At 76.7% G+C, this 15,892-nt stretch carries 14 protein-coding genes; 9 read left to right on the forward strand and 5 right to left on the reverse strand.

Going from position 1 to position 15,892, the window contains the following annotated elements:
- Positions 1-28: 28 nt before the first annotated feature.
- Positions 29-2,941 (reverse strand): AfsR/SARP family transcriptional regulator, encoded by a 2,913-nt coding sequence (locus EV188_RS03815; RefSeq protein WP_133824857.1) that lies wholly within the window; start codon positions 2,939-2,941, stop codon positions 29-31.
- Positions 2,942-3,140: 199 nt separating this feature from the next.
- On the opposite strand from EV188_RS03815, the gene EV188_RS03820 reads away from it, so the two are divergent.
- Together EV188_RS03820 and EV188_RS03825 are read left to right on the forward strand one after the other, a co-directional pair.
- Positions 3,141-4,862: a DUF6777 domain-containing protein gene (locus EV188_RS03820; protein ID WP_133824858.1), complete on the forward strand. Its 1,722-nt coding sequence runs from the start codon at positions 3,141-3,143 to the stop codon at positions 4,860-4,862.
- 156 nt (positions 4,863-5,018) lie between these two features.
- Complete coding sequence (locus EV188_RS03825) at positions 5,019-6,641, forward strand: DUF6777 domain-containing protein (RefSeq protein WP_133824859.1); 1,623 nt, start codon at positions 5,019-5,021, stop codon at positions 6,639-6,641.
- Between the two features lie 101 nt (positions 6,642-6,742).
- Here the strand turns inward: EV188_RS03825 and cofC are convergent, their stop codons facing one another.
- Complete coding sequence (gene cofC / locus EV188_RS03830) at positions 6,743-7,441, reverse strand: 2-phospho-L-lactate guanylyltransferase (protein WP_208113964.1); 699 nt, start codon at positions 7,439-7,441, stop codon at positions 6,743-6,745.
- A 179-nt stretch (positions 7,442-7,620) separates the two neighbouring features.
- On the opposite strand from cofC, the gene EV188_RS03835 reads away from it, so the two are divergent.
- From EV188_RS03835 to EV188_RS03845, 3 genes are all read left to right on the forward strand, one after another.
- Positions 7,621-8,361 (forward strand): lysophospholipid acyltransferase family protein, encoded by a 741-nt coding sequence (locus EV188_RS03835; protein ID WP_243741451.1) that lies wholly within the window; start codon positions 7,621-7,623, stop codon positions 8,359-8,361.
- Complete coding sequence (locus EV188_RS03840; RefSeq protein ID WP_243741452.1) at positions 8,358-9,389, forward strand: NAD(P)H-dependent glycerol-3-phosphate dehydrogenase; 1,032 nt, start codon at positions 8,358-8,360, stop codon at positions 9,387-9,389. The genes EV188_RS03835 and EV188_RS03840 overlap by 4 nt, the downstream gene beginning before the upstream one ends.
- Before the next feature lie 83 nt (positions 9,390-9,472).
- Complete coding sequence (locus EV188_RS03845) at positions 9,473-9,943, forward strand: ATP-binding protein (protein ID WP_133824862.1); 471 nt, start codon at positions 9,473-9,475, stop codon at positions 9,941-9,943.
- 13 nt (positions 9,944-9,956) lie between these two features.
- Here the strand turns inward: EV188_RS03845 and EV188_RS32425 are convergent, their stop codons facing one another.
- A complete protein-coding gene (locus EV188_RS32425) occupies positions 9,957-10,604 on the reverse strand; it encodes a pyridoxamine 5'-phosphate oxidase family protein (protein WP_243741453.1) in 648 nt (215 codons plus the stop codon).
- Between the two features lie 69 nt (positions 10,605-10,673).
- Between EV188_RS32425 and pdxR the strand changes: the two genes are divergently transcribed.
- The 3 genes from pdxR to EV188_RS03865 are packed head-to-tail and all read left to right on the forward strand — an operon-like array spanning position 10,674 to position 13,957.
- Positions 10,674-12,056: a MocR-like pyridoxine biosynthesis transcription factor PdxR gene (pdxR, locus tag EV188_RS03855; RefSeq protein WP_243741454.1), complete on the forward strand. Its 1,383-nt coding sequence runs from the start codon at positions 10,674-10,676 to the stop codon at positions 12,054-12,056.
- The gene (locus tag EV188_RS03860) at positions 12,053-12,850 is read left to right on the forward strand and encodes a tryptophan 2,3-dioxygenase (protein WP_133824865.1); all 798 of its coding nucleotides are present in this window, start codon (positions 12,053-12,055) and stop codon (positions 12,848-12,850) included. Before pdxR ends, EV188_RS03860 begins: the two co-directional genes overlap by 4 nt.
- Positions 12,851-12,871: 21 nt before the next feature.
- A complete protein-coding gene (locus EV188_RS03865; protein ID WP_133824866.1) occupies positions 12,872-13,957 on the forward strand; it encodes a D-alanine--D-alanine ligase family protein in 1,086 nt (361 codons plus the stop codon).
- Here EV188_RS03865 and EV188_RS03870 read toward each other — a convergent pair.
- Together EV188_RS03870 and EV188_RS03875 are read right to left on the reverse strand one after the other, a co-directional pair.
- The gene (locus EV188_RS03870) at positions 13,947-14,504 is read right to left on the reverse strand and encodes a DUF3515 domain-containing protein (RefSeq protein ID WP_243741455.1); all 558 of its coding nucleotides are present in this window, start codon (positions 14,502-14,504) and stop codon (positions 13,947-13,949) included. The two genes, EV188_RS03865 and EV188_RS03870, sit on opposite strands and share 11 nt — an antisense overlap.
- Before the next feature lie 6 nt (positions 14,505-14,510).
- A complete protein-coding gene (locus EV188_RS03875) occupies positions 14,511-14,747 on the reverse strand; it encodes an Lrp/AsnC ligand binding domain-containing protein (protein WP_133824867.1) in 237 nt (78 codons plus the stop codon).
- Between the two features lie 138 nt (positions 14,748-14,885).
- Between EV188_RS03875 and EV188_RS03880 the strand changes: the two genes are divergently transcribed.
- Positions 14,886-15,884 (forward strand): thiamine-phosphate kinase, encoded by a 999-nt coding sequence (locus tag EV188_RS03880; protein ID WP_133825390.1) that lies wholly within the window; start codon positions 14,886-14,888, stop codon positions 15,882-15,884.
- The last annotated feature ends 8 nt before the right edge of the window (positions 15,885-15,892 follow it).

Genomic DNA, 15,892 nt, shown 5'->3' on the forward strand with positions numbered 1-15,892 from the left:
CACTCCGTGAGGTCCGGGCGCGGACGAGTCAGGCCACCGGTGCCGGGGTGCGGACGCGCAGCGCCGAGCGCACCACGGCGATCGCGGCCGGGCCGTCCGCCGTCGCGCCGCGGCGGGCGGCGGCCTCGGAGGCGACCGCGCCGAGCGACGCGTCCAGCTCGGCGAGCCGGTCGGCGCCGAGGAGGGCGGGCTGCCCGGCCGCGACGAGCGCGTGGTGCAGCGTCACCACCTCCGCGTCGGCGCCGAGCCGGATCAGCAGGCGCGCCGAGAACAGCAGGGTCAGCCACTGCTGGCTGCGCTCGCCCAGCTGCTCCCAGGCGTCGAGCACGGGCAGCAGCGCCGCGGTCGCGGTCGGGACGTCGGAGTGCTCGACGTGGGTGGCCGCGGCGTACATGCCGGCGTACGCGGCGAACCACCGGTTGCGCACGGACGCGAACGTCGCGGCGCTCTCGTCGAGGTAGGCCAGTGCGGTGGCCGGGTCGGTGTCCTGGAGCGCGCGGCCGATGCTCAGCAGCCCGAGGGCCACGCCCGTGGGGTTGCCGCCCGCCGCGCGGGCCACGGCGAGGCACTCCTCGGCGTCGCGCAGCGCGGCCTCGGTGGCGCCGAGGAAGGTGCGGCTCAGGGAGAGCTGGGAGAGCGTCCAGGTCAGGCGCGTGAGGTCGCCGCTCGGTCGGGCGAGCTCGACCTGGCGGGCGTAGTGGGTGTGGCCGTCCGGCCCGCCGCCCTCGTAGACGTCGATGATGGCGAGCACGTCGCCGGGCTGGGAGCCGCGGGAGGCGCCCTCGACCCACTCGGGGACGCCGGTCTCGCGGGCGAGGCGGACCGCCCGCGGGAAGTCGCCCAGGCAGAACGCGCCGCGGGCGGCGGCGCCGAGGACCGCGGGCGCCAGGGGGTGGCCGGCGGCGCCGGGCAGGCGGACGGCGTCCTGCGCCCAGTCGGCGAGCTCGTAGCCCACGCACCAGTAGGCGACGTCGGGCACGCCGACCACCAGCCGGAGGGCGAGGTCCGCGTCCTGCCGGGCGATCGCCCACCCGACGGCGATCCGGACGTCGTCCCACGCGCGCAGGAGCCGCTCGACCCACTGCCCCTCGTCGGGGCCCACCAGCCCGGCCGCGGCCCGCTCGGTGAGGTCCAGGACCGCGCGGGCGTGGCGCTCGCGGGCCGCGTCGAGGTCGTCGCCGAGACGTTCCCGCCCGTACCGCCGCATGGTCTCGAGCAGCCGGTACCAGGTGGCGTCGCCGGCGTGGTCGACGGTGACCATCGACTTGTCGACCAGCGCCGTGAGCAGGTCGGCGGTGTCGGCCTCGGTGTCGCCGGGCTCGGCGCAGGCGGCGTGCGCGGCGTCGAGGTCGACGCCGCCGGCGAACACCGACAGCCGGTCGAACAGCGTCCGCTCGCGGTCGGAGAGCAGGCGGTGGGACCACGCGACGGCCGCCGCGAGGCTCTGGTGGCGGGTCGGGGTCGCGCGTGAGCCGCCCGCGACGAACGACGGGTCGGCCAGCCGGCTCGCCACCTCCGCGGCGTTCATCGCCCGCATCCGCGCCGCCGCGAGCTCGATGCCCAGCGGCAGCCCGTCGAGGCGCCGGCACAGGTCGACGACCGCGCCGGGCTTCTCGGCCTCCGGGTCGAAGCCGGGACGGGCGGCGCGGGCCCGGTCGACGAACAGGGTGGCCGCGTCGTGCGGGGGCAGGGGGTCGATCGGCACGATCCGCTCGCCCTCGACGCCGAGCGGCTCGCGACTGGTCGCGAGCACCGTGACGGCCGGGCAGTGCCGCAGGACCTGCTCGGCGAGCCCGGCGGCGCCGGCGAGGACGTGCTCGCAGTTGTCGAGGACGAGCAGCAGCTCGCGGTCCCGGAGGTACTCGATCACCGTCTGCTCGATCGTCGCGCCCGCCCGCTGCTGGAGGTGCAGGGCCGTCGCGACCGCCTGGCTGACCGGGCCGCCGTCCTCCAGCGGGGCGAGCTCGGCGAACCAGGCACCGCCGCCGTGGCGCGCGACCTCCAGCGCCACGCGGGTCTTGCCGACGCCGCCGAGGCCCGTGAGCGTGACCAGCGACCCGGCCGCGAGCGCGGCGGTGACGCGGTCGAGGTCGGCACGGCGTCCGACGAAGCTGGTCGCGCGGCGGGGGAGGGCGGGGGTGGCCGGCTCGGGCTCGGGCGCGGGTTCCGGGCGGGGCGCCGGGACGGTCGGCGCGCTCGGGGTCGGGGTCGCGGCGTCGCCGGTGAGGATCCGCTGGTGGACCGCGCGCAGGGGCGCGCCGGGGTCGACGCCCAGCTCGTCCGCGAGGCGCGCGCGCACCGCCCGGAACGACGCGAGCGCGTCGGCCTGCCGTCCGCTGCGGACCTGGGCGAGCATCAGCTGCCCGGCCAGGCGCTCGTCGAGCGGGTGCGCCCGGACGGCGTCGGTGAGCTCGACGAGGAGGTCGGCGTGGCGCCCGGCGGCGAGCGCGGCGTCGTTGCGGTCGAGCAGCACGGCGAGCCGCTCGGCCTCGAGCGAGGTGCGGACGGCGGCGAACCACGGGGTGTCGACCGAGCCCAGCGGGGTCCCGCGCCACGACGCCAGCGCGCGGTCGGCCAGCGCGGCCGCGTCTGCGGGCCGGTCCGCCGCCCGCGCCTGCGCCGCGAGCAGGCGGAAGGCGTGCAGGTCCACCGACGCGGGGTCGGCGGTCAGCGCGTAGCCGGTGCCGGCGCGGGCGAGCTCGACCTCCGGCGCGGCGACGAGCGTGCGCAGCCGGGAGACGTAGGCCGACAGGGCGTTCCGCGCGCGGTACGGGGGCCGGTCGGCCCAGACGCGGTCGATCAGCTCATCGGTCGGGACGGGGCGGCCCAGCTCCACCAGGAGCACCGCGAGCACGCACCGCTGGCGGGCGTGACCCACGTCGACCGGGCGTCCGTCGCGCAGCACGGCGACCTCGCCCAGCACCCGGAACTCGACCGCCACCCGGCGATTCCACCACGGGGCATGGCCGCCGCCCAGGGGTCTGACCTGCGGATTTCACGATCCGGGAGGACTCGTCGCAGCGACGTCGCGCACGGTGCGCAGCGGGCGACCCACCGTCCCCGACCCCGCCTGCGACCCCGCCTGCGACCCCGCCTGCGACCCCGCCTGCGACCCCGCCTGCGACCCGAAGGACACGACCATGACGCGCACCCTCGGCACCCCGTCCGACCGCTTCGCCGCGGTGCCCCCGCCGACACGCCCCGTCCCGCCCCCGGTGTCACCGCCACCCCGGCGGTTCCTCCGGACGCTCGGGGCCGCGGCGGTCGCGCTCGCCGTGGCCGGCGGCGTGGCCGGGGTCGTCGACGGTCTGGGCCCTGCCGGTCCGGAGAACCGGTACCAGCCGGTGTCCTACGCCGGCGACAACCCGTTCGCCTCCCCGGTCGGCACCGACCGGCCTGGCGTCGCACCCGTCGCGGGAGCCGGTGGCGAGCAGGACGGCGACACCCCGGAGATGTACGCCGCCGACCCGTCCGCGCCGTCCTGCGACGCCGCGATGCTGCTCTCGGAGCTGCAGGCCGATCCCGCCCGCGCGGCCGTCTGGGCGCAGGTGCAGCGCGTCGCGCCCGACCGGATCCCCGAGTTCGTCCAGGGGCTCTCGCCGGTGGTGCTGCGGACCGAGACCGCGGTCGTCGACCACGGGTACCGCGACGGGCGGTCCGTCGCCACGCCGTCGGTGCTCGCCCCGGGCACCGCGGTGTTCGTCAACAGCTACGGCCAGCCCGTGGTCAAGTGCTTCTCGGGCAACCCGCTGACGCCGGGCACGAGCAGCGATCCGGCGGTGACGCGGGTGCGGCCCGCCGCGGCCCCGATCGCCACCTACGCCTTCCACGACCCGGTGGCCCGCGGCCCCGTCGCGCAGCCGGGCAAGCCGGACACGACGGGCAGCGGCCCGACCCCGGTCCCGGTGGAGGCCGACGGCGGGAGCGGCGGCGCGCCCATCCCGGTCGAGCCGGACGGTGGGACCGGTGGCGCGCCCGGCGCCCCCGGTACGCCGGGGCCGGCGGGCCCGGCCGGGCCCGGGACGGGCACCCCGGACCCGGTGACGCAGGGGCCGTCGCAGATCCCGGTGACGGGCTCCTACAACTACGACGGATCGATCATGCTCTCCGACGGGCGGCTCCAGACCGTCGACGGGCGGGTCGTCACGCTGCCGCAGCGCGGGCCGGACACCACCGGCCTGGTGGACGGCGGCTGGCGCGACAAGGACGGGCTCCACTACAACCGGGACGGCTCGCGCCGAGACCTCATGCCCGTGTACGGCATCGAGGGCGTCGTCAACTTCTTCCTGACGCCCGAGGGACGCATGCTCCTCTCCGACGGCCAGGAGGTGCCGCTCCCGGCGAACGTCGGCGTCATCCGCCACTACGACGGGTCGGTGACCTACTTCGAGCGGGGCGTGGGGCCGCGCGGGTCCGTCTTCATGACGACCTCGCCCGACGGTCAGCACGGCGACGCGGTCATCGGTGAGTACCTCCACGGCATCCTGACGACGCCCGACGGCAAGATCGTCAATTGGAACGGGACCGAGCGCCTGCCGGGCGTCGACATCCCCGGCGGCGGGGTCGTCACCCCGACCGGCGGCACGATCCCGCCGGCCCCGGCTCCCGTGCCGGGCCAGAACGGCCAGCCGCTGCCGCAGGACGGCGGCGGGGTCGTCGGACCGAGGACGACCCCGGTCACCCCGGTCGTCCCGGCCGATCCGGCCGACCCGGCGGTCGAGCCCGCACCGGGCGAGAACGGTGGCGTCGTCGGCCCGCCGGTCGAGAGTGGCTCCGGCACCGGCAGCGACGCCGGCAGCGGGACCGAGACCCCGGCCAGGGGCGCCGACACCCCCATCGCCGGCACCACCACGTCCGGCTGAACGCCCTCACGAGCACGGAGGCCGGGACCCGGCGGTCCTGGGCTCCGCGCCCGGCTGACCTGCGCATTTCATCGTCCGCGAGGGACGCCCGAACCCGCGCGGCGCACCGTCACCCCAGGAACCCACCCCAGGAACCCAACCCAGGAAGGCACCACCATGACGAACACCCTCGACGGCCCCACCGAGCACTTCTCGGTCGTCCCGGCGGGCGGGCGCACACGCTCCGTCCCGCCCCCCGGTGCTCCACCACCCCGGCGCCTCGGCACCCGGGTCGCGGCGGGCGTCGTCGCCGCGGCCGTCGTCGCCGGGGTCTCCGGTGTGGTCGGCGGCCTCGACCCGTTCGGGACGCGGACCTCCTACGAGACGGTGTCCTTCGCCGGCGACGACCCGTTCACCGCGCCCGTGGGCACCGACCGGGCGGGGCTCACCTCGACCGGGCCCGGCGGCCGGCAGGCCGGCGACACCCCGGAGATGTACGCCGCCGACCCCGCCGACCCGTCCTGCGACGCGCAGGCCCTGCTCGGCGCCCTGCGGACCGACCCGGAGCGGGCGGCCGTGTGGGCGCAGGTCCAGCGCACCACGCCGGCCGAGCTGCCCGCGTTCGTCGGGAGCCTCACCCCGGTGGTGCTGCGCGCCGACACCGCCGTCGTCGACCACGGCTACCGCGCCGGGTCCGACGTGCCGCGCTCCGCGGTGCTCGCGGCCGGCACCGCGGTGTTCGTCGACAGTTACGGCCAGCCCACGGTGAAGTGCTTCTCGGGCAACCCGCTGACGCCCCGCACGAGCGAGGAGGCCGGGGTGACCAGCGTCGTCCCCACGGCGGCCCCGATCGCGACCCACACGTTCCACCACCCGGCCACGGGCGAGCCCGTGCGCCGGCCCGCCACGCCCGACGTCACCGGCCGCGGACCGATCCCGGTCGACCAGGACGGCGGGACCGGCGGCGGGACCGGCGGGAACACCTCCGACCCCGTCACGCAAGGCCCGGCGACACCGGACCAGCCGACGACGCCCCCGCTCACCGGCACGTTCAACTGGGACGGGTCGATCACCCTGTCCGACGGGCGTGTCCAGACCGCGGACGGCCGGATCGTCACGCTGCCGCCGCTGCCCACCGGGGCGGTCCCGCTGCCCGACGGCGGCTACCGCGAGGCGGACGGCACGTACCGCAACCGCGACGGCTCGCCGCGGGAGTACGTGCGCCTGTCCGAGCAGGGCGGCGAGCTCGTCGTCCTCGCCCCCGACGGGACGCTCCTCGACGCGAGCGGCTCGCCGATCGGGGAGCGGCAGCTCGAGGGCGTGACCGTCGTGCGCGGCCACGACGGGTTCGTCACGGTGATCACCGACAACCGCCGCGGCGACGACACCGTCGTCGTCTACCACCCGCAGGGCAAGCCGATCAACATCGTGACCGGCACCGTCACCGGCGGCGTGATCCGGGACGCGGCGGGCCAGGTGCGCAACCCGGACGGCACGGTCCGGAAGGAGGCCACCCTCCCCGACGGCGGGACGGTCCAGCCGGACGGCACCACCGTGCCGGCGCCCTCGACGGGTCACGGCGGCCCGACGGGGCCGCACGGGACGCCCACGCCGACCGTGCCGATCGACCCGCCGTTCACGCCGCGCCCGACCGGCGGCACGACGGTCCCGCCGATCGACCCGCCGTTCGAGCCCCGGCAGGACCGCGGCGCCGGGGACGGTGCCCCGGTCACCGACGGGGGATCGAGCAGCGGGGGCACGAGCGCCGGCGGCACCAGCCCGTCGAGCGGCGACGGCTGATCACCGCCGCCGGGGGCACCCGCTGTCGGAGCGAGGGACTCCCTGGCTGCGTGGAGGGCAGTCGGGGAGTCCTTCGCTCCGGTCCGGCTGACGGCGCGACGTCAGGAGGGACCGGAGGGCACCCCGATCGGGCGGTGCGCCCGGTCGTCCGACCAGGCCCGGGTGGCCGGGCCGGTGCCGAGGGTGCGGGCGCGGTCCAGGTCGGCGACGGTGTCGACGTCGCCGCGCAGGCCCGGCCAGTCGCCGTCGAGCGCGACCGCGCCGCCCCGGGTGTGGGCGCGCGCGGACCCCGGACCGAACCGCGGACGCAGCGCCCGGCCCGGCGCGGCGACCAGGAGCGTCGTGCCGGTGCCCTCGTGGTCGGCGACGACGGCCGCGTCGGCGCCGGTCGCGAAGAGCGCCGCCGCCCGCGCCAGCGCGTCGTCGAGCTCCTCGGGGCGCAGGGCCGGCAGGTCGGCCTGGAGGGCGGCGACGCACCGGGAGCCGGTGCCCCGCAGGTGCGCCTCGCCGACGAGGATCGCGGCGTTGAGCCCGCCGCCGTCGTCGTGCACGACCTCGCGGGGCTCGCCGGCGGCGCCGAGGCGCTCGGCGGACTCGGTGGTGACCACCACCAGGCGTCCGACGCGGCGCGCGGCCCGCGCGGCGGTCAGCGTGTCGCGGGCCAGGGCGAGGGCCAGGGACCGGTGGGCCTGCTCGCGGTCGGCGTCGTCCCCGGGCAGGTCGGCGACGGCCGGGGCGAGGCGTGACTTCGCCCGGCGCAGCTCCTTGACCGGCACCACGAGGTCGACCGCGACGTCCACCACCCCAGTCTGCCCCCGTTCGGCGGAGCGGGGTGACGGTGGCGGGTCTCGCTGGACCGTGCGCCGGGCGCGGGAGAGACTGCGCGCGACGGGGCGAATTCCGTCCGTGCCCGAATAGATGTGCCCGAATAGATGTGCCCGAAGCGATGTGCCCGACCCGAGGCGGAGGTGGCGACCCGGTGGCACCGGCGCGCGAGAAAGGCGGGCCGGCGGTGGCGCTGGCGGCCTTCGTGTTCTATCCGTTGACCCTGCTGCTGGCGAAGCGCCGGATGGAGGGCCTCGAGCACATCCCGGCGACGGGTCCCGCGCTGCTGGTGTGCAACCACGTCTCCTACCTCGACCCCGTCTACACGGCGGTGTTCGTGCACCGGGCGCGCCGGGTGCCGCGGTTCCTCGCGAAGGCGTCGCTGTGGAAGATCCCGGTGTTCGGGCGGGTCCTGCAGGGGAGCCGCCAGATCCCGGTCAGCCGCGGGTCGGCGGAGGCCGGGGCGAGCCTGGAGGCGGCGCAGGCCTCGTTCGCCGACGACGGCGTCGTCGTGATCTACCCCGAGGGCACGATCACCCGCGACGAGGACGGGTGGCCGATGGCGGCGCGGTCGGGCGCGGCGCGCCTGGCGCTCGACGTCGACGTCCCCGTCATCCCGGTCGTGCACTGGGGGACGAAGTCGGTGTACGACCACTACCGGCGCCGCTTCCGCCCGTCGTGGCGCACGACGATCACGGTGAAGGCCGGGCCGCCGATCCCGATGGACGACCTGCGCGCCCGCCTCGCCGACCGCGGCCCGCGGCCCCTGCTGCGCGAGACCACCGAGCGGATGATGACGGCGGTGCGCGAGCTGCTCGGCGAGGTGCGCGGCGAGCCGGTCCCCGAGGTCACCCGCGGGACGCGCGGCCCGGAGTCGCGGAGCACGGAGCAGTGAGCGCGGTGATCCCCGACGGCATCCGCCCCCTCGACCGGGTCGCGGTGCTCGGCGCGGGCTCCTGGGGCACCACGTTCGCCAAGGTCCTCGCCGACGCCGGGACGCCGGTGACCCTGTGGGCGCGGCGCGCCGAGGTCGCCGAGTCGGTCACCCGCGAGCACCGCAACCCCGAGTACCTGCCCGACGTGGAGCTGCCCGCCGAGCTCGCCGCGACCGCCGACGCCGACGAGGCCCTCGCGGGGGCGCAGGCCGTCGTGCTCGCGCTCCCCGCCCAGAAGCTGCGCGAGAACCTCCAGCACTGGCGTCCGCACCTGCCCGAGGGCGTGACGCTCGTCAGCCTCGCCAAGGGCGTCGAGCGCGGCACGCTGCTGCGGATGAGCGAGGTGATCTGCGAGGTCACCGAGGCCGACCCCGGCCGCGTCGCCGTGGTCTCCGGGCCCAACCTCGCCGGCGAGATCGCCGCCGAGCAGCCCACCGCGACCGTCGTCGCCTGCCCCGACCACGACCGCGCGATCGCCGTGCAGCACGCCTGCTCCACCGGCTACTTCAAGCCCTACACCAACACCGACGTCGTCGGCTGCGAGCTCGGCGGGGCCTGCAAGAACGTCATCGCGCTCGCCTGCGGCACGGCCGCCGGGCTCGGCTACGGCGACAACACGATGGCCTCGCTGATCACGCGCGGGCTCGCCGAGATCTCCCGGCTCGCCGTGGCGCTGGGCGCCGAGCCGCTGACGCTCGCCGGGCTCGCCGGGATGGGCGACCTCGTGGCCACCTGCGCCTCGCCGCTCTCGCGCAACCGGCGCTTCGGCGAGGCGCTGGGCCGCGGGCTGACCGTCGCCGAGGCCGAGGAGGCGAACCACGGCCAGGTCGCCGAGGGCGTCAAGTCGTGCGACGCGATCAGCGAGCTGGCCCGTCGGCACGCCGTGGACACGCCGATCGTCGACGCGGTGCGGCGGGTGTGCGACGGCGAGGTGTCGGCCAAGGAGGTCGGCGACGAGTTGATCAACCGCGAGCTGAAGGTGGAGTGAGCCCGCACACCGGTCGAGCTCCGCTCCGCGTCGTCTCCCACCCACCACGTTTGCCCCCGACGGCCCCGGGAACACTGCCCGCGATGGACGTGCTGCAGCGGATGGGCCCGAGGACGGCGCCGGCGACGGCCGTGGCGCCGCTGGAGCTCTGCGCGCTCGCGACCACCGAGAACGCGGCCACACTGCGTCGGCGCTTCCGCTGCTGGGTCGGCGAGATCACCGACGCCGACACGGCCGACGACCTCGCGCTCGCCGTGTACGAGGCGCTGGCCAACGTCGTCGACCACGCCTACGCCGAGCGCGGCGCGCCGGGCCTCATGACGCTGTGGGCCGCGGTGTCCTGCCCGCTGCTGACCGGCCGCGACCTCGTCGTCACCGTCGTCGACGAGGGGGCGTGGCGCCCGAGCAGCGGCCCGGGCTGGCGCGGTCGCGGTCTGCCGCTGATGCGCGAGCTCATGCACGCCACCGCGGTCCTGCCCGGTCCGTCGGGCACGACGGTGCAGCTGCGCCGGCGCGTGCCGGTGCCCGTGCGGCGCGAGGCCGCGCTCGTCTAGGACTCCACGGCGTCTACTTCTCCACGGCTGGGACGTGCGCCGGCACCGGCGTGTCCTCCGGCAGCGCCGGACACGTCGTGACCTCGGCCACGCGCGTCTCCAGCCGGACCACCCCGGCCCAGCGCGCGTCCCCCTCGGCGACCGCGTCACCGTCGCCGGGCGGGCCGGTGCGCGCCTTGACGCTGGCCTCGGTGAGGTCGACCGCGATCACCGAGGTCGCGGCCATCTCCTTGCGCGTCGGCGCCGCGGCGTGGTCCTCCTGGCCCGGAGCCACGTGGGCGACGAGCGCGCGCAGGGCCGTCATCGCCTCGTCGGGGTCGGTGACCTTCCGCGCGTGGCCCCGGACGACCGCGCTGCGGTAGTTCGCGGAGTGGGTGAACCAGCGGCGCGCGTAGACCAGCCCGTCGATCAGCGTGACCGTGACGCACACCGGCTCGCCGCCGCGCAGGCTCGCCGCGCCGCTCGACCCGTGCAGGTAGAGCGTGTCGCCGACCCGCGCGTGCATCGTCGGCAGCACCACGGGCTCGCCGTCGACGACGCGGCCGAGGTGCGCGACGAGCGCCTCGTCGAGCACGGCGTGCAGCTCGGCCCGGTCGCTGCGCTGGCGGTCGCGGTGGCGGCGGACGCTCGAGCGGTCGGTGGGGGAGAGCGTGCTGGTCATGTCTCCCAGGGTGGGCGACGCGGTGGCATCCTCGAACGGCCACTCCCGGCCGAGTTCAGGAGGCCACTCGTGCGCGGTGTGTCCCCGGAGCTCGCGCTGCCGCTCGACCGCGCCGCCACGACCCCGCTCGCGGTCCAGCTCGCCGAGGGCCTGCGGGCCGCCGTGACCCGCGGCGCGCTGCGGGTGGGGGAGCGGGTGCCCTCGACCCGCGCGCTGGCCGACGAGCTCGGCGTGAGCCGCACGGTCACCGCCGCCGCCTACGACCAGCTCGTCGCCGAGGGCTGGCTCGGCCCCCGCCGCGGCGCCGGCACCTACGTGCTGGCCACGGCTCCCCACGTGCGTGATCTTCTGAGCGATAGCTCAGAAGATCACGCACGTAGCCCCGAGCCCGTCGACCTCCGGCCCGGCTCGCCGTGCGTCGCGGTGCTCGACCGGCAGGCGTGGCGGCGGGCGTGGCGGCGCGCCGGGGACGTCGAGCCCGCCGCGCGCCCCGAGCCCGCCGGCGTCCCCGCCTACCGGGACGCCGTCGCGCGCCTGCTGCTGCACCACCGCGGGCTCGCGGCGACGCCCGACGACGTGCTCGCGACGTCCGGGACCACCGACGGGTTCGCCGAGCTCGTCGCCGTCCTGCGCACCGCGACCGGCCGCCCGCCGCGCGTCGCGGTCGAGGAGCCCGGCTACGGGCGGGCCACCGCGCTGCTGCGCGACGCCGGGGCGGAGCCGGTCGGGGTGCCCGTCGACGCCGAGGGCCTGCGGGTGGCGGACGTGCCGGCCGGGGTCGACGCCGTCTACCTGACGCCCGCGCACCAGTACCCCCTCGGCGCGCGCCTGCCCGTGGCCCGGCGCGCCGACCTCGTCGCCCGCGCCCGCGCCGAGGGGCTGCTGCTCGTCGAGGACGACTACGACGGCGAGCTGCGCTACGACGTGGCCCCGCTGCCCCTGCTCGCCGGCCTGGCCCCGGACGTCACCGTGCACCTCGGCACCACCAGCAAGATCCTGAGTCCCGGACTGGGCGCGGGCTGGATGGTGGCGCCGCCGGCCTGGCGCGACGCGGTGCTGGCGCGCCGGCGGGCCACGAGCGTGCGCCCCGCGCCGGCGGGCCAGCAGGTGGTCGCCGCCCTGCACGCCGACGGCGCGCTCGCCCGCCACCTCGCCCGCCTGCGCCGCGAGCTCGCCGCCCGCCGCACCCGGGTCGTCGACGCCGTCACCGGCGCGGGCCGCACCGTGCGCGGCGACCGCGCCGGCGCGCACCTCGTCGTCCCGCTGCCCGACCGCGCGACCGAGGACGCCGTCCTCCGGGCCGCCGAGGACGCCGGTGTCCTCGTCAGCGGCCTCGCCGAGTACCACCTGGGCCCCGGCACCGTGTTCGGGATCCTCGTGGGCTGGGCGGGTCCCGGCGCCGCGGAGCTCGACGAGGCGCTGGCGCGTCTGAGGAGGATCCTGGCGGCATGACCGAGCCGCTGACCTACGGGCGCTACCTGCACCTCGACGCGCTGCTCACCGCACAGGCCCCGCTCTCGCGCCCCGAGGCCCACGACGAGCTGCTGTTCATCATCCAGCACCAGACCTCGGAGCTCTGGCTCAAGCTCGCCCTCCACGAGCTGACCGGCGCCTGCGACGACCTCGCCGACGACGACCTCCCGCTCGCCCTCAAGCGCCTGGCGCGCGTCAAGCACGTCCAGAAGCAGCTGATCGAGCAGTGGACGGTGCTCGCGACCCTCACGCCCACCGAGTACCAGCGCTTCCGCGGCTTCCTCGGGTCGTCGTCGGGGTTCCAGAGCTACCAGTACCGCGCCGTCGAGTTCGTCCTCGGCGCCAAGGACCCGGCGATGCTCGAGGTGCACGCCGACGACGAGACCGCCCGCGCCCTGCTCACCTCGGCGCTGGACCGCCCGAGCCTCTACGACGAGTTCCTGCGCCTGCTCGCCCGCCGCGGCCACGCGATCCCCGCGGACGTCCTGGAGCGCGACGTCCGGGTGCCCCACCGCGAGGACCCGCGGCTGGTCGAGGTGTTCCGCGCCATCTACGACGACCCCGAGCATCACTGGGACGTCTACGAGACCTGCGAGGAGCTCGTCGACATCGAGGACAACCTGCAGCTCTGGCGCTTCCGTCACCTCAAGACCGTCGAGCGCACCATCGGCCTGCGCACCGGCACTGGCGGCACGAGCGGCGCGTCGTTCCTGCGCCGCGTGCTCGACCTGACCTTCTTCCCGGAGCTGTACGCGGTGCGGACGGCGCTGTAGCCCCGCGTACGCTCCGGCGCCATGACGGAACGTCCCCGCGTGGTCGTCCTGTTCGGGGGACGCAGCAGCGAGCACAAGATCTCCTGTCTGTCGGCGGGCAGCGTGCTCGCCCAGCTCGACCCGGCCCGCTACGACGTGGTCCCCGTCGGCATCACGCCCGACGGCGCCTGGGTGCTCGGCCCGACCGACCCCGCCGAGCTGCGCCTCCAGGGCCGCGAGCTGCCCGAGGTGACCTCCGGGCGCCCGGTCGCCCTGCCTGCCGACCCGACGCGCCGCGAGCTGATCGCCCTCGACGACGGCAGCTCGCTCGGCCGCGTCGACGTCGTCCTGCCCGTGCTGCACGGCCCCGGCGGCGAGGACGGCACCGTGCAGGGCCTGCTCGAGAGCGCCGGCGTGCCCTACGTCGGCGCGGGCGTGCTCTCCAGCGCGGCGTCGATGGACAAGGACATCACCAAGCGCCTGCTGCGCGACGCCGGCCTGGCCGTCGGCGACGTCGTCGTGCTCACCCGCGACCGCGACACCCTCACCGACGACGAGCGCGCCCGCCTCGGCCTGCCGGTGTTCGTCAAGCCCGCGCGCGCCGGGTCGTCGGTGGGCATCACCCGCGTCGCCGACTGGGCCGACCTCGACACCGCGATCGCCACCGCCCGCGCCGAGGACCCGAAGGTGCTGGTCGAGGCGGCGATCGTCGGGCGCGAGATCGAGTGCGGAGTGCTGGAGCACCCCGACGGCCGCGTCGAGGCGAGCGTGCCCGCCGAGATCCGCGTCGTCGGCGGGGACGCCGGGTGGTACGACTTCGACACCAAGTACCTCGACGACGCCTGCGAGCTCGACGTGCCCGCGAAGCTCGACGACGACGTCGCCGAGGCCGTGCGCGCCACGGCCGTCGCGGTGTTCCAGGCGATGGACGTCGAGGGCCTGGCCCGCGTCGACTTCTTCCTCACCGCGGACGGGTCGCTGGTGGTCAACGAGCTGAACACGGTGCCCGGGTTCACGGCGACGTCGCTCTACCCGCGCATGTGGGCCACCGCGGGCGTCGACTACCCGACGCTGCTCACCACGCTCGTGGAGACGGCGCTGGCGCGGCGGTCACACCTCAGCGGCTGACGAGCGCGATCTTGACCCCGCGCGAGATGTCCTGGATCGGCCCGGTGCCGACGTCGTCGGGGACGGTCAGGCCGACGTAGACGGCGCGGTCGGTGGTCACCCAGGTCGCGCTGCCCGGGACGCCGTCGTCGACCTCGATCCAGTCCACGCCGTTGACGACGGTCAGCGACCCGCCGCCGGCGAGCTCGGGCGGCCGCGGCAGCCCGCAGCGCATGACGACCGGCGTCGTGCCGTGCTCGCCGCCCCAGGCGACGGTGGCGGGCGGCACCGGGTCGGCGAGCACGCGGCGCGCCATCATCCCGCGCTGGGTGGCCATCTCGCCGGGCAGGCCGGAGAGCAGCCGCGAGCAGTCGGCGCTCGCCGCGGCCGGCGTCGGCACCCCGGAGACCGGCAGCCGCACGGTGTCGACGTCGGGCACGGGCTCGCGGACCAGCAGCACCGACGCCACCATCACGCCCGCCACCAGCAGCACGGGCACCGTCAGCGCGAGGCCGACGAGCACGCGGGGCAGCCGGCGCACCACCCGCGGCGCGCGGGAGAGGACCACGGGGGCCTAGTCGGTGGAGACGACGGGACAGGTGAGCGTGCGGGTGATCCCCGGGACCTTCTGCACCGCGCCCACGACATCCCGCCCGAGCGTGTCGACGTCATCGGCCTCGGCGCAGACGATGACGTCGTAGGGTCCCGTGACGTCCTGGGACCGGGTCACACCGTCGATGCCGGCCACGTCCGAGGCGACCGCGGCGGCACGACCGACCTCGGTCTGGATCAGGATGTAGGCCTGGACCACGGACGTGCCTCCTCGGGGGAACGGGCCGACGGTGACGTCGGCCAGGGTGGCAGGGAAGGTACCGCAGCGAGTCGAGGGGTGAGCCGGACGGCGAACGGGCGCGGGGGACACGGACGATCCGAGGGGTCGGTCCGGCGCATCGGCGGCACCGCCGGTGGGTCGGCGCCCGATCGGGCGACCCCGTCTGCCGCGGAGACGGCCGGGGAGCTCGGCGAGTTCGGGCTGATCGACCGCTTCACGGCCGACCGCTTCCAGCCGGAGCAGACCCTGCTCGGCCCCGGCGACGACGCGGCGGTCGTCGCGGCGCCCGACGGGCGGGTGGTCGCGACCGTGGACACGCTGGTCGAGGGCGTGCACTTCCGCCTCGACTGGTCCGCGCCCGAACAGGTCGGGCGCAAGGCGGTGGCCGCGAACCTCGCCGACGTCGCCGCCATGGGGGCGGTCCCGACGGCGCTGCTGCTCTCGCTCGCGTGCCCCGGGACGACGCCCACCGAGGTGCTCGACGGGCTCGCGTCCGGGGTCTGGGACGCCGCCGCGGACGCGGGGATCGGCGTCGTGGGGGGCGACACCGTGTCGTCGGACACCATCGTGGTCTCGATCACGGCGCTGGGCTCGTTGGAGGGTCGGGAGGCCGTCACCCGGTCGGGCGCGCGCCCCGGGGACATCGTGGCGGTGCGGGGCGTGCTCGGGTGGTCGGCGGCCGGGATGGCGGTGCTGCGCCGGGGGTTCCGCTCGCCGGTGGCGATGGTCGCCGCGCACCGCACGCCGCGCCCGCCCTGGCGCGAGGGCCCCGTCGCCGCGCTCGCCGGCGCGACGTCGATGATCGACACCTCGGACGGGCTGCTCGCCGACCTGGGCCACGTCGCCGCCGCCTCGCGCGTGCACATCGACCTGTCCTCGCGGCTCGTGCCCGTGGCCGACAAGCTGCGCGACGTCGCCTCGGCCCTCGGCGGCGACCCGATGAACTGGGCGCTGACCGGCGGCGAGGACCACTCCCTCGTCGCGACCTTCCCGAGCGAGGACGTGGTGCCCGCCGGCTGGGTGGTGTGCGGCGAGGTCCGCGCCGGCACCGGCGTCACCGTCGACGCCGACCGCTGGGGCGGCGCCGGCGACCCGGGCTACCTGCACTGGCGCTGAGTACGTGC

It is taken from the genome of Actinomycetospora succinea (genome assembly GCF_004363095.1).
In the GTDB taxonomy this organism is placed as follows: Bacteria; Actinomycetota; Actinomycetes; order Mycobacteriales; family Pseudonocardiaceae; genus Actinomycetospora; species Actinomycetospora succinea.

Coding starts and splice junctions, on each gene's coding strand:
- EV188_RS03820 (WP_133824858.1), top strand. CDS start 3,141: ATGACGCGCACCCTCGGCACCCCGTCCGACCGCTTCGCCGCGGTGCCC.
- EV188_RS03825 (WP_133824859.1), top strand. CDS start 5,019: ATGACGAACACCCTCGACGGCCCCACCGAGCACTTCTCGGTCGTCCCG.
- EV188_RS03845 (WP_133824862.1), top strand. CDS start 9,473: ATGGACGTGCTGCAGCGGATGGGCCCGAGGACGGCGCCGGCGACGGCC.
- EV188_RS32425 (WP_243741453.1), bottom strand. CDS start 10,604: ATGACCAGCACGCTCTCCCCCACCGACCGCTCGAGCGTCCGCCGCCAC.
- EV188_RS03860 (WP_133824865.1), top strand. CDS start 12,053: ATGACCGAGCCGCTGACCTACGGGCGCTACCTGCACCTCGACGCGCTG.
- EV188_RS03865 (WP_133824866.1), top strand. CDS start 12,872: ATGACGGAACGTCCCCGCGTGGTCGTCCTGTTCGGGGGACGCAGCAGC.